Origin of the sequence: Nitrosospira sp. Nsp1 (assembly GCF_900100985.1) — a bacterium.
In the GTDB taxonomy this organism is placed as follows: Bacteria; Pseudomonadota; Gammaproteobacteria; order Burkholderiales; family Nitrosomonadaceae; genus Nitrosospira.
On record NZ_FMUF01000002.1, the window covers coordinates 154,663 to 168,423 of the forward strand.

The 13,761-nt window shown below is 54.5% G+C and carries 12 protein-coding genes; 9 read left to right on the forward strand and 3 right to left on the reverse strand.

What is annotated here, in order from left to right; translation table 11 throughout:
* Window positions 1–123 precede the first annotated feature (123 nt).
* The 3 genes from recQ to BLP78_RS01850 all read right to left on the reverse strand — a co-directional run bounded on the left by recQ (window position 124) and on the right by BLP78_RS01850 (window position 4,557).
* Entirely contained in the window at window positions 124–1,932 is a 1,809-nt protein-coding gene (gene recQ / locus BLP78_RS01835; protein ID WP_090455864.1) for a DNA helicase RecQ, read from the reverse strand.
* A gap of 126 nt (window positions 1,933–2,058) precedes the next feature.
* Window positions 2,059–3,117: a dihydroorotase gene (gene pyrC, locus BLP78_RS01840; protein ID WP_090455866.1), complete on the reverse strand. Its 1,059-nt coding sequence runs from the start codon at window positions 3,115–3,117 to the stop codon at window positions 2,059–2,061.
* 261 nt (window positions 3,118–3,378) lie between these two features.
* Complete coding sequence (locus tag BLP78_RS01850; RefSeq protein ID WP_090455870.1) at window positions 3,379–4,557, reverse strand: NAD(P)/FAD-dependent oxidoreductase; 1,179 nt, start codon at window positions 4,555–4,557, stop codon at window positions 3,379–3,381.
* Window positions 4,558–4,891: 334 nt separating this feature from the next.
* On the opposite strand from BLP78_RS01850, the gene BLP78_RS01855 reads away from it, so the two are divergent.
* The 9 genes from BLP78_RS01855 to BLP78_RS01900 all read left to right on the forward strand — a co-directional run bounded on the left by BLP78_RS01855 (window position 4,892) and on the right by BLP78_RS01900 (window position 13,735).
* A complete protein-coding gene (locus BLP78_RS01855) occupies window positions 4,892–5,548 on the forward strand; it encodes a hypothetical protein (RefSeq protein ID WP_090455873.1) in 657 nt (218 codons plus the stop codon).
* A gap of 588 nt (window positions 5,549–6,136) precedes the next feature.
* Entirely contained in the window at window positions 6,137–6,994 is an 858-nt protein-coding gene (gene folD, locus BLP78_RS01865) for a bifunctional methylenetetrahydrofolate dehydrogenase/methenyltetrahydrofolate cyclohydrolase FolD (RefSeq protein WP_090455877.1), read from the forward strand.
* Between the two features lie 50 nt (window positions 6,995–7,044).
* Complete coding sequence (aceE, locus tag BLP78_RS01870) at window positions 7,045–9,711, forward strand: pyruvate dehydrogenase (acetyl-transferring), homodimeric type (protein ID WP_090455879.1); 2,667 nt, start codon at window positions 7,045–7,047, stop codon at window positions 9,709–9,711.
* Window positions 9,712–9,792: 81 nt separating this feature from the next.
* Entirely contained in the window at window positions 9,793–9,969 is a 177-nt protein-coding gene (locus tag BLP78_RS15470) for a hypothetical protein (protein WP_176752752.1), read from the forward strand.
* Window positions 9,945–11,321 (forward strand): dihydrolipoyllysine-residue acetyltransferase, encoded by a 1,377-nt coding sequence (aceF, locus tag BLP78_RS01880; RefSeq protein WP_090455883.1) that lies wholly within the window; start codon window positions 9,945–9,947, stop codon window positions 11,319–11,321. The genes BLP78_RS15470 and aceF overlap by 25 nt, the downstream gene beginning before the upstream one ends.
* A 70-nt stretch (window positions 11,322–11,391) precedes the next feature.
* Entirely contained in the window at window positions 11,392–12,066 is a 675-nt protein-coding gene (gene nadD / locus BLP78_RS01885) for a nicotinate-nucleotide adenylyltransferase (RefSeq protein WP_090455885.1), read from the forward strand.
* The gene (gene rsfS / locus BLP78_RS01890) at window positions 12,063–12,545 is read left to right on the forward strand and encodes a ribosome silencing factor (RefSeq protein WP_090455888.1); all 483 of its coding nucleotides are present in this window, start codon (window positions 12,063–12,065) and stop codon (window positions 12,543–12,545) included. Before nadD ends, rsfS begins: the two co-directional genes overlap by 4 nt.
* 12 nt (window positions 12,546–12,557) lie before the next feature.
* Complete coding sequence (rlmH, locus tag BLP78_RS01895; RefSeq protein ID WP_090455892.1) at window positions 12,558–13,028, forward strand: 23S rRNA (pseudouridine(1915)-N(3))-methyltransferase RlmH; 471 nt, start codon at window positions 12,558–12,560, stop codon at window positions 13,026–13,028.
* 83 nt (window positions 13,029–13,111) lie between these two features.
* Entirely contained in the window at window positions 13,112–13,735 is a 624-nt protein-coding gene (locus tag BLP78_RS01900; protein ID WP_090456019.1) for a Maf family protein, read from the forward strand.
* Window positions 13,736–13,761 lie beyond the last annotated feature (26 nt).

A 13,761-nucleotide genomic window follows, 5' to 3' on the forward strand; every position in this document is an offset into this window, starting at 1 on the left:
GGCCTTGTCAAAATACTGTCAACGATATAGTGCCAGCCTCAGCCAGCGCGATCAGGGTTGCACAAACTTGCCTTGCTTTTTTGTCGCACAGGTAGTGCCGGTGCGATGCTTTTATCGTTTTTTTCAGCTTCGAAGAATCATAAGCAGATCATCGCCATAACTCTCCAGTTTTTTTGCGCCGATACCGGGTACTTCGCGCAGTTCATTTTCCGTCTTTGGGTGCAGGCGTACCAATTCCGCCAGTGTTGCATCGTGAAACACCACATAAGCGGGAACGCCGTGTGTCTTTGCAGCTTCGGTGCGCCATGCACGCAGGCGCGTCCATAGTGCACGCGCCGCGAGGCCAAGCGTGGCGATTTTATCTTCGCGCGCCGCCTTGGTCTTGGCCGTAGCCTTCTTTCGCTCTGGTTGCAGGCGCAGACGCACCGTTTGATTTCCAGTCAGCACTGCGCGGCTGGCTGCGGCAAGACGCAGCGAACCATGACCTTCACTGTCTGCGGCGAGCAAGCCGAGCGCTGCCAGTTGGCGGAATACGGCTCGCCATGCTTTTTCATCCAATTCCTTGCCGATACCGAAGGTGCTGACCTTATCGTGAGCCCATTGTCTCACGCGCGCGGTATCGTTGCCGCGCAGCACGTCAATCAGATGCCCGGCACCAAAGCGCTGGCCGGTGCGAAATGCACATGACAGCGCCTTCTGTGCGGCCACCGTCCCGTCCCACACCTGTGGCGGATCGAGGCAGACATCGCAATTGCCGCAAGCGGCACTGGCTGGCGCTTCGCCAAAATACTCGAGCAGGCGCGCACGACGGCAAGTGGTGGCTTCGCACAGTGCCAGCAGCGCATCGAGCTTGGCCGACGCGCTGCGTTTGAATTGTGCTTCCGCTGGGGAATCCTCTATCATCCGCCGCTGCTGTACCACATCGCCCAAGCCGTAAGCCATCCATGCGCTGGCGGCTTGACCGTCGCGCCCGGCACGGCCGGTTTCCTGATAATAGGCTTCCACGCTCTTGGGCAGATCGAGGTGAGCCACGAAGCGCACATCCGGCTTGTCTATGCCCATCCCGAATGCGATGGTGGCGACCATGACAATGCCCTCTTCGCGCAGAAATTCTTCCTGGTTGCGGCTGCGATCCGGCGCACTCATGCCGGCATGGTACGGAAGGGCACGTATACCCTTTTCGACCAGCCAGGCCGCTGTTTCCTCGACTTTCCTGCGCGACAGGCAATAGACGATACCGGCGTCGCCATCATGCTCAGCGCGGATAAAAGCGATTAACTGGGCCTTGCCGTTTATTTTGTCGACGATCTGATAGCGAATGTTGGGGCGGTCAAAACTTGAAATAAAAATTTCGGCGCCATCGAGGCCAAGACGCCGGATGATTTCCTCACGCGTCACGCTATCCGCGGTGGCTGTCAGGGCAATGCGTGGTATGTTGGGAAATCGCTCATGCAGGATTGAAAGCTGGATGTATTCGGGGCGGAAATCATGGCCCCATTGAGACACGCAGTGCGCCTCATCGATGGCGAACAGGGAAAGCGGCGTGCGCGCCAGAAGATCGAGAAAGCGCGGCGTCAACAGCCTCTCCGGCGCCACATAGACCAGATCGTATGTGCCGGCGAGCATGCCTCGCTCGACCATGGCCGCTTCCGTCTGTGGCAGGGAGGAATTGAGAAACGCCGCGCGCACTCCGGCTTCATGCAGCGCTGCTACCTGATTCTGCATAAGCGCAATCAGCGGCGAAACCACTACCGCGACACCGTCGCGCAATAACGCCGGAATCTGATAGCACAACGATTTTCCGCCCCCGGTCGGCATCAATACGAGGCAATCCCCGCCTCCGGCAACATGCGCGATCACCTCGGCCTGCCGACCACGAAAAGCGGGATAGCCGAAGATATCCTTCAGAAGGGTGAGAGCGCCGGGCGCCATGCTCAAGGAAGTTTCAAAAACAAGGGAGTTTCAAAGTTAAGGAGGTTTCAAGAATTGCCACGCTTCCGAAGACGATATGTGGAAAACGCGGATGATACAACTCGGGCGTAATCCGCACCTTGCACTTTAACCGATTAATTTCCATGCCAGGCTTTCCCCCGCACGCAGGGGGATCAATGCTTCGTTTCCAAAACCCAGTTGCGACGGCACGCTCCAGCTTTCTTTCTTCAGCATAATACTGTCCTTGTTGCGCGGCAGTTTATAGAAATCCGCACCATGGAAGCTGGCGAAGGCTTCCAGCTTGTCCAACGCCCCCGCTTGTTCGAAGGCTTCCGCATAGAGTTCAATCGCCGCATGAGCGGTGTAGACGCCTGCGCAGCCGCAGGTGCTTTCCTTGGCAGACCGGGGATGAGGCGCGCTATCGGTGCCCAGAAAAAACTTCGGGTTTCCGCTGGTGGCGGCTTCGACCAGTTTCTGGCGATGGGTTTCACGTTTCAGCACCGGGAGACAGTAGTGGTGAGGCCGGATGCCGCCCTGGAACATGGCGTTGCGGTTAAGCAGCATATGATGGGCGGTAATCGTGGCTGCAATATGCGCCGGTGCGCCGGTAACGAACGCGACCGCATCCTCGGTAGTGATGTGCTCGAACACGATCCGCAGTTGCGGGAACCGTTGCGTAAGAGGCATTAATACCCTGTCGAGAAAGGACTTTTCCCTGTCGAATATATCTACCGCCGGATCAGTCACCTCTCCATGCACGAGCAGCGGCATACCCGTCTCTTCCATTGCCGCCAGCGTCCCGTAACACCTGGCGATGTCAGTAACGCCAGCAGCGGAGTTTGTCGTGGCGCCGGCCGGATAATATTTCACGCCATGTATTGTACCGTTTCTCCTGCCTTCGAAAATTTCGGAAGGCGCAGTGTTGTCGGTAAGGTAGAGTGTCATCAGAGGTTCGAAGCGCATACCCGGCGGCAGCGCGGCAAGGATATGTCCGCGGTATGCCAGCGCCATTTCTACTGTGATTACCGGCGGTTTGAGGTTGGGCATGATAATGGCGCGGGCGAAGCGCCGTGCCGTATCCGGCAGAACTGCGCGCATTTGCTCGCCGTCACGCAAATGAAGGTGACAGTCGTCCGGCCGGATGAAGGTAAGGGTAAGGGTAAGGGTAGGGGTAGGGGTTTTCAAGATGACGCGTGCCAGTTATTTCTCTGATTTACCCGGTGAGAATATAGATGAATTTCGCCATTCTCGGGGATCGATCTGGATTCCAACCCAAATCAACAATAAACGGCATGCTGTAGCCGCCTTGGATACCGTCCGTATATGCACTGCTCGCGTGGATCAATAGCAAGATTTCCTGGCACGACCGAACCAAGGTCTTGCATTCCAGCTCGTCTTTTATATCCGCAAGAAGGGATAGCAAGAAAATCGTGACTGACTGTCTGCCTAGCCGGTGATGCGGCCCATCAGGGTTTCGCTGGAGTGTACCGTTTTTTTGGCAATTAGCTGCGTAGCGGCATCGACCTGTCCCCATGTGTTCCAAAGCAGCACGCCGCGCACGAGTCCATCGCGTAAATAATAAATGACGCCTTTACGGAAAGGCTCTTCCCAGTCTTCGACGATATCCATGCGGGAATCCAGTTCTCCCACTGCTTCATAACCCAGGTCAAACAGGTCGGAATAAAAGAAAGGCTGATGACGGTAGGTATCCGATTGCCCGGCCATATTCCGACCTGCCATTTCACCCATCACATTGGCATTATCCTCATGCTCCACGCGCATACGCTTATCCAATAGCGCGCTATGGAAGTTCGCCACGTCCCCCGCCGCGTAAATGTCCGGATTGCTCGTGCGCAACTGATCGTCCACGACAATGCCGTTATCCACCGCCAGTCCGGCCTGCGTGGCCAAGTTGGTGTTGGGTGATATCCCCAGTCCCGCAACGACGCCATCGGCGGAGATATCCGTGCCGTTTGCCGTGGTTACAATTGTTTTGGCGCCTTCAGTCCTCACCGATTTAACCGTTTCTGATGCAAGCACGGTGACGCCTTTTTCGCGGTAGTATGAATTCAGGAATTCAGCGAGAGGCGGTGCATAAACACGCGCGCCAATACCGCTTTCCGGGAAAATCATCGTCACCCGCTTGTTGTTCATCGCAAGCGCAGCGGCAATTTCGGAACCGATGAAGCCGCCTCCGATAACAACGAAATCCGAACCATGCTGACTCAACTCCCGCAGCTTAAGATAGTCATCCGCGGTTCTGTAGTAGATCATGCTCTCGCCAAAAGCCGGGAAACGCCGCGCCGTGCCGCCAGTGGCGAGCAAAAGCTTTTCATACGTATAGACGTTCCCGACATCATCCGTTGCGGTTTTTTTTGATGGATCGACGGCCACCACTTTTTTTGCCAGATGCATGGCAACGTTCAGGCCGTGTGCATTCCGCCAGATGGATTCGTAAGCCGAGCCTTTCCAGAGAGACTTTGTCAGGGGTGGACGATCATAAGGCAGATGCCGCTCCCCGCAAATCATGGCAATGGCCCCGTCTTGATCGATCTTGCGAATACCGTGAACAGCGGAATCAGCGGCCATTCCACCGCCGACGATAAGGTATTTATGATGTTTCATAATCTTCCCCATTAATATACGCGCGCAAGCGCACATTCAGAATTGACCGGATTACGATATTTCAAAAAACTCTTCTTACTGTTCAGGAAAAAGGTCGCTACCGCATATTGGGGAACTCGGTATGGATCGCCTTATCTAATTGTAGATCAGTCTGAATTCTTTGGTGAATTCCTTTTCCTGGAAGCATGGCAGCACGCCGGATTTATCCGGAACCGGATCGGACAGCTGTCCAGGCGCGGAATGATTCATCCTTCTTCAACGAGCTTTTGCCAGTATATAATGCGTTCCTCTACAAATTCAAAGTTAAGGTTGGGCATGTCCCGTTATTACGACAATGAATGACACGAAAACTGACTCTGAAACGACTGTAACTGAAGTCTGCGTGCTGTGCGCGCGCGAGGTGCTGGAGTCTCAGCTTCCGAAAATTAAAGACAAAGGATATGATTTCGCGCCACAGTTCAGGCAACTGACGATTCAGCTCTATCTGGTAGGTGTCATGTGGCGCCAGGGTGAGAATCTCGGTTTACCAGCCAATGCTCGCGACCATGCCTTTGCGGCACTCGAGTCGATGCTCATCAGCGACGGCATGAAAAAAAAGGATGCTCAAAAACGAGTGGCATTTCTGAGCAAAATGTCAAGAGTGGAAGGCGGCGGCGACTCGCTTGCCGTAAGCATGGGCTACCAGGCTATGCCCAACGATGACAGCATCGTGGCGGTTTTTGATGAATACCGAAATGAAACGCGCGTTTCCGGCTCATTGTGGCGACTGTATGAGCGTGGTAAAAAGATCATGGTTATCGGCGGCGCGGTGGCTGCTTTCCTGACGGTTTGGGTTGTCACTATTTTTCTTCCAAAAACCGAGGGAATTGACGTGCTGGCGGCTGGACTCGTGGCTGCTGCGCTGGTTGTCCTTCCAACTTTTCTGGTGGGGCTGCTGATTTATCGAATGAAGATCAGAAAAGCAGACTCGCCGGGCGTGCGTCAATCTTGATCGTGGAGAACATTGGCACCATTGATGGTGCCGGTTTACACGTAGTCGCCTAATAGGATGCCTGAATATAGCTTCGCCGTCATTCGCCTATCGGGTGATCCACTTTCATTTTCACTACGGATCGGCCTGGCGCTCGCACGAGCTTGTTCCCCGGCTCCTTGGCGTATAATCCTAAATCCGGTAGTTGACCGCTCATTTAATAGATCAGTGTCATGATCAATAACAATATTTCATATTATTTGACGCTCACCTTCCGGGTTAGGTCGCTACGAGGTGAATTGCACAGTTTTTGCGGGCACATGGCTGCGTTGCAACTTTTTGGAATGGAACGGCGCCCCGAAGGGCCCCGCGAAGCGGGGATCGGGCAGCGCAGGGGATGCCGCGATCGCGTTCCACCCGCAAGGAGGCGCCCGCATCCCGCTTCGGGGTCGCACCTTCCTGCGGAAGGCACTGCTCCGCCCTTCGCGGTCGCATTCCGCGTCGTTGCGCCTTGCCCTGCACCCCAAAAACCGTATACTTCTCCCCGTCCAACTACCGGATTTAGGATAATTAACTACCCATTATCCGCTTAAGGCGATCCAAAAAACGATGAATGCCAAAATTATGGATGGGAGTGCGCTTGCCCGCGAACTTCGAGCGGACTGGAAGATTCGCGCCGCGCGCTTGACGGAAAAAGGTATGCAACCCGGGCTGGCGGTGGTTATTGCCGGTGATGATCCAGCTTCACGCATCTACGTGCGGAACAAGGCTAAAGCGTGTAGCGACACGGGGATTTATTCAGAAATACATGAGTTTTCCGAGAATGCGAGCCAGGACGAGGTAATGGAGCGTATTCAGGAACTGAACCGGAATCCCGGAATTCACGGTATCCTCGTGCAGCTGCCGTTACCGCGACGCTTCGAAAGCGATAAAGTAATTGCATCCGTTGCGGTGGAAAAAGACGTGGATGGATTCCATCTTTACAATGTAGGATCGCTGGTTACCGGTAATGCGATTTATCCACCCTGCACACCTCATGGGGTGATCAAGATACTGGAAAAATACAGCGTTCCAATTGAAGGGCAGCACGCGGTGGTGGTGGGCCGCAGCAACATCGTCGGCAAGCCCATGGCGCTGATGCTCTTGCAAAGAGGCGCGACGGTTACCATCTGTACCTCAAAGACGCGCGATCTGGCCGAACATACGCGTCGGGCCGATATCCTGGTAGTGGCGACCGGAAAACCGCATATGATTACCGCCGGCATGGTGAAGGACGGCGCAGCGGTGATAGATGTTGGCATCAACCGCATGCCGGACGGTAAACTGGCGGGTGACGTGGAGTTCGAGTCGGTCAAGGAAAAGGCAGGTTACATCACGCCTGTGCCGGGCGGCGTGGGCCCGGTGACTATCGCGATGTTGCTGTATAACACTATCGAGGCTGCCGAGCGCGCATACGCACGGGCTTAATTGCGACGCAGACCGATCACATCGGTAACCCCAACAATTTCGAGACGAAAATGGAACCCATTCCCGACATAGATCCATCTGAAACACAGGAGTGGCTGGACGCCCTGGAATCCGTGCTGGAGCACGAGGGAACCGAGCGCGCGCATTACCTGCTGGAAAGGCTGGTAGAAAAAGCCCGGCGTTCAGGCGCATACCTTCCCTATAGCGCCACCACGGCCTATATCAATACTATTCCACCGGGCAAGGAAGACCGCTCTCCCGGTAATCATGCACTGGAACATCGCATTCGCTCTTATATCCGTTGGAACTCCATGGCAATGGTGTTGCACGCCAACAAGAACTCCAATGTCGGTGGCCATATTGCCAGCTTTGCGTCCGCGGCGACGCTCTATGATGTCGGCTACAATCACTTCTGGCATGCGAGATCGGAAAATCACGGGGGAGACCTGATATTCGCGCAGGGCCACTCGTCACCCGGTCTTTATGCCTATGCTTTCATGCTGGGGGAGTTGACGGAGGACCAGCTCAATAATTTCAGGCGCGAGGTGGACGGCAAGGGACTGTCCTCTTATCCGCATCCTTGGCTAATGCCGGACTTTTGGCAGTTCCCCACGGTATCGATGGGGCTCGGGCCATTGATGTCGATTTACCAGGCCCGTTTCATGAAATATCTGGATAGCCGCGGGCTGGTCAAGACCAACGGCCGCAAAGTCTGGGCTTTCATGGGTGACGGCGAAATGGATGAGCCGGAATCGCTGGGTGGCATTTCTCTGGCCACACGCGAGAATCTGGATAATCTGATTTTTGTGATTAACTGTAACCTTCAGCGCCTGGACGGGCCGGTGCGTGGAAATGGCAAGATCATCCAGGAACTCGAAGCCGCCTTTCGCGGTGTCGGCTGGAATGTCATCAAGGTGATATGGGGCTCATACTGGGATCCATTGTTTGCCAAGGATACCAAAGGCCTGCTGCAGAAACGCATGATGGAATGTGTAGACGGCGAATATCAGACTTTCAAGTCGAGAGACGGTGCCTATGTTCGTGAACATTTTTTCGGCAAATATCCGGAGTTGCTGGAAATGGTCGCCAATATGTCGGACGATGACATCTGGCGCTTGAACCGCGGAGGTCATGATCCGCATAAAGTCTATGCGGCTTATGCAGCCGCGATACGGCATACGGGACAGCCCACCGTGATCCTTGCCAAAACCATCAAGGGATACGGGATGGGTGAAGCGGGCGAGGCGCAGAACATCACCCATCAGCAAAAAAAGATGGGTACCACTTCGCTGAAAGCGTTTCGCGACCGCTTCGGTATTCCAATTGCAGACGACAAGATAGACGATATACCGTATCTGACATTCGATAAGGCTTCGCCCGAGTATATGTACATGCATCAGCGGCGTGAGGCGCTGGGCGGTTTCATCCACCGGCGCCAGCGAAAGGCGGAAGCGCTGCAGATTCCACCGCTATCCGCATTCGATGCCCTGCTCAAGGCGGGCGGCGAGGGACGGGAATCTTCCACCACCATGGCTTTCGTACGCATACTCAACATTCTGGTAAAGGACAAGAGCATCGGTAAGCGAGTGGTGCCCATCGTTGCGGATGAGTCGCGAACTTTCGGTATGGAGGGGATGTTTCGACAATTGGCCATCTGGTCGTCGACGGGGCAGCTCTACAAACCCGAGGATGCCGATCAACTGATGTATTACAAGGAAGACAAGAACGGCCAGATTCTGCAGGAAGGCATCAACGAGGCCGGGGCGATGTGCTCATGGATGGCGGCGGCAACGGCTTACAGCAATCACGGCGTGCAGATGATCCCGTTCTATATTTTTTATTCCATGTTCGGTTTTCAGCGTGTGGGAGATCTTGCCTGGGCGGCTGGAGATATGCGTTGCCGTGGATTTTTACTGGGAGGCACCGCCGGACGCACAACGCTTAACGGAGAGGGATTGCAGCATGAGGATGGCCACAGTCATCTGGCCGCATCCACTATTCCAAATTGCATATCCTATGATCCGACGTTTGCGTATGAGATCGCCGTCATTATCCAGGATGGCATGCGGCGCATGTATGAAGAGCAGGAGGATGTCTATTACTATATAACGGTAATGAACGAAAACTATTCGCATCCGGGGATGCCTGCCAACGCGGAACAAGGGATACTGAAAGGAATGTACTTGTTTCGGGAAGGTAATACGACAGGGAAAAATTCCGGGCTCCGGGTACAATTGCTTGGTTCGGGGACGATACTGCGCGAAGTGATAGCAGCAGCAGAAATACTGGAAAAGGAATATGGCGTCGCGGCCGATATCTGGAGCGCCACGAGCTTTACCGAATTGAGACGTGAAGCACTGGATGTTACCCGATGGAACATGCTGCATCCCGCCGAAGCGCCAAGATTGTCCTATGTCGGCACGTGCCTCAAGGATCGGAAGGGGCCGGTGATAGCCGCCACAGACTACATGAAGATTTTTGCCGACCAGATCCGGGAATTCGTGCCGGGGCGGTATAAGGTTTTGGGCACAGATGGGTTTGGCCGCTCTGATACACGTGAACAACTACGGCGGTTTTTTGAAGTGGACCGTAATTACATTACGGTAGCGGCGCTCAAGTCGCTGGCCGAGGAAGGTCAGATCACGGCGGATAAGGTGGCACAAGCGATAAGCAAGCTTGGCATTGACCCGGACAAGCCCAATCCGGTAACAGTGTGAAAGGCCGGAAAATGACAAGCGCAAAATGCGCGAGTTGATTTGCATTCGAAGCGCAGGCATGAACCGATTCGCGCTTCGGTAATGTTTTTCCACTACATCGGTAAGAAACAGGGTGGCGAGGGTGACGGGATAGGCGGTGTGGATATGCCGGACACCAGAGTCGCAGATGAAGCCGGTACAGTTGCCATTTTCATTGCAGATACCGCACGTAAAACACGAATGAAGGAAGAGGCGTGGCAGAGACCAAACAGGTATTGATCCCCGACATTGGCGATTTTAAAGATGTCCCCGTGATAGAGGTTCTGGTGAAACCCGGTGATTCTGTCGAGGCGGAAGACCCCTTGATTGCGTTGGAGTCGGATAAGGCAACGATAGAAGTGCCTTCACCATTTGCAGGCATCATCAAGGATGTATCCGTAAAGGTGGGTGATAACGTTTCTGAAGGTACGCTCGTTTTGGTAATGGAAGTCTCCGAAACGGATAGCGCGTCACCCGATGCTTCGTCTGCCTCAGGCACAGAATCGGCAGCGACGCCGGCTCCGGCTCCGCAGTTGTCCGTCCAGCCCCCGCCCTCCGGTGCGCCTGCCGAGGCTCATAATGCCGCGCCCGAGTCTGGAACCCAGCCACCAGAGCCAGTTTTGGCACGCCAGCCGGCTCGTCCATCGGTAAACCTTGCCTCCGAGACAGACGAAGCCCCCTTTGCAAATGCGCATGCCAGCCCATCGGTCAGGCGATTTGCGCGGGAACTTGGCGTGAATCTCGGTCGGGTAAAGGGCAACGGCCGCAAACAGCGCATCCTCAAGGAGGATGTTCAAGCCTACGTCAAGGCTGAATTATCGAAGCCGCATGGCGGCACCGGCGCGACACTTGATCTGCTGCCGTGGCCGGAGGTCGATTTCGCAAGATTCGGGCCGGTGGAGTTGAAACCGTTGTCGCGTATTCAAAGAATATCAGGAGCCAACCTGCACCGTAACTGGGTAATGATCCCGCATGTTACGCAGTTCGAAGGGGCTGATATTACGGAACTGGAGGCCTTACGCAAGGAATCCAACGCGGAAATAAAAGAAGAGGGTGTGAAAATAACGGTACTGGCTTTTTTAATGCGGGCATCCGCAGCAGCGCTGAAAAAATTTCCCGAGTTCAATGCGTCGCTCGTCAGTGACGGTGGCGAGATGAGCCTGGTCATGAAGAAGTATTGCCACATCGGGTTTGCAGCAGATACACCCAATGGATTGGTGGTGCCGGTGATCCGGGATGTGGACCGAAAAGGCGTGGTTGCCATTGCTAAAGAGATGGCTGATCTGGCGGCGCTTGCACGCAGCGGAAAGCTGAAACCCGCCGACATGCAGGGCGCAAGTTTTACCATCAGCAGTCTGGGAGGCATCGGCGGCACCGCATTCACGCCTATTATCAACGCACCCGAGGTTGCCATCCTGGGCGTATCCCGCGCCAATATGCAACCGGTTTATCGGGATGGACAGTTTGTTCCCCGTTTTATACTGCCGTTGTCGCTATCCTATGACCACCGCGTGATCGATGGAGCAACTGCCGCGCGCTTCACTTCTTTCCTGGCCGAGGCCCTGGCCGACCTGCGGCGATTATTGCTCTAACTACCATGATAAGGGCAAGAATATCCTAAACAACTTTTCTCCGCTTCCATGTGTCTGATTTTATCGGCCCATGCATAGTTCCGAGCATTCGCTCATCGGTATTTTCGGCGGAACCTTTGATCCTATTCATTATGGTCATTTGCGGATAGCTGAAGAGATTGCCGAAATGATCGACGTGCGAAAAATGCATTTTATTCCCGCTGGATGTCCTCGCTTGCGCCACTCTCCCGAGGCATCGCTGCAGCATCGGGCTGCCATGGTCGGTTTGGCAATCCAGAGCAATGCCAGGTTTATTCTGGATGAACGTGAAATCCGGCGTCCCGGGGTAAGTTATACCGTGGAGTCGTTGCGCGAGCTCAAACAGGAATTGGGGAAGGATGTTGCGCTATGTTTTGTTACCGGAGCAGACGCTTTCATGAATCTTGCCGCCTGGCACAATTGGCGTGAACTGTTCGGGCTATGCCACTTTATTATTGCCGCCCGCCCGGGTCATATGCTTACGGTGAATCCCGATATCCTGCCGAAGGAATTAAACGCAGAGTGCGCGCGGCGCTGGGTATCGAGCGTGGATAGCCTCAAGCACGCAACCAGCGGCATGATTTTTATCGCTCAGACGACGTTGCTGGATATTTCAGCAACGGTCATTCGCGCACGGGTCGCCGCAGGGAAAAGCATTCGTTATTTGATGCCCGACGCTGCGCTCGACTATATTGCAGCAAATCACTTATATTCGGAAAAAGGATGACGCTCACTAAACTGGTGAAAACGATTGTTGCTGCCCTGGAAGAAATCAAGGCACGAGATGTTGAAGTGCTGGATGTGACAAAAATAACAGCATTATTTGATCGTATGATTATTGCCAGCGGGGACTCTACTCGACAAACGAAAGCGATTGCGAATAATGTGGCGGAGAGCGTCAAGGCAGCCGGAGGTACGGTTTATGGCATGGAAGGCGAACAGAACGGCGAATGGATATTGGTCGACTTAGGCGATGTGTTGGTGCATGTCATGCAAGTGGCTGTGCGCGCGCACTACAACCTGGAAGAATTGTGGGCAGAAGGAATAAAAATAAACAAGGCTTCCGCAAGGTTGGCCAAGAGCAAGGCTACTGCCGAGCCGCCTGCCGTCAAACGCCGCGCCGCGCCAGCTAAAGCTAAGGCGGTTTCCCCAGTTGAAAAAAATAAAACCGCCAAGACAAAGCTGGATTCCGCTGACGAGGCTTGAACCCCCTATCGTATGAAGTTCATTATTTGTGCGGTGGGTCATAAAATGCCGGAGTGGGTCGCGACCGGGTTTGAAGAATACGCCAAACGGATGCCGCATGAGGCTGCTGTTGAATTGCTTGAAGTCAAGCCGGAAAAACGCGTCGGCGGCAAAAAGGTCGAGCAGCTGCTGGCAGCGGAGGCAATCCGCATCCGGGCGGTGCTGCCGAGCAAGCATTATATCGTCGCATTGGATGAGTGCGGCAGGCAGCAGACCACCATCAAGCTGGCCGATTCTATTACCCGGTGGATGGCGGCTGGGGGAGATATCATTTTTCTCATTGGTGGCGCGGATGGGTTGGACGCCAACATCAAAAATTCGGCTGACGAAGTTCTGGCATTGTCCGCGCTGACGCTGCCGCATGGCCTGGCGCGGGTACTGCTGGCGGAACAGTTGTATCGTGCCATGTCGTTTATCAAGGGACATCCCTACCATCGAGCATAGAAAGGCCATGCTCGGGTAAGATCAGGCATTTCCTGGAGAAAGGGTAATCCGGCTTATTCCGAATGTCTCTCGGCACTTCCTACATGACTCTATCAGAAAATCGCATTTATCTTGCTTCCCGAAGTCCACGCCGGCGGGAATTATTGAAGCAGATCGGCGTGAATTTCGGAACCCTATTGCTGCGTGAGGCCCCGCCGCGGGGAGCGGATATGGCCGAGATCGTGCTGTCAGGCGAGGCGCCGGCTGATTACACCAGGCGCATCGCCGTAGTAAAAGCTGAAATGGGACGAGCCCGGCTTTTGGAACGGAGGCTGACGGAACTGCCCGTGCTGGCGGCGGACACGGCAGTGGTGCTGGGGGAGCGTATTTTCGGTAAACCAGAAAATGTCGCCCATGCAAAAGAGATGCTGAGCGCACTCTCCGGCCAGACTCATCAGGTATTGACCGCGGTAGCGGTAGCTGCACAAAATGGCATACAAGTCAGTATGTCCCGCTCTGTCGTGCGATTCCGCGATATCAGCGAGCACGAAATCCAATGCTATCTCTCAGTGGGCGAGGCGCTCGATAAAGCGGGGAGTTATGCAATTCAAGGGATGGCCGCAGTTTTTATCGCGGAAATTTCCGGCAGCTACAGTGGTGTAATGGGATTGCCGCTATTCGAGACAGCGCAACTGTTACAAGAATCCGGTGTTGAAATATTTCCATAAACTTGAAAAAAAAACGACAGAAAAAT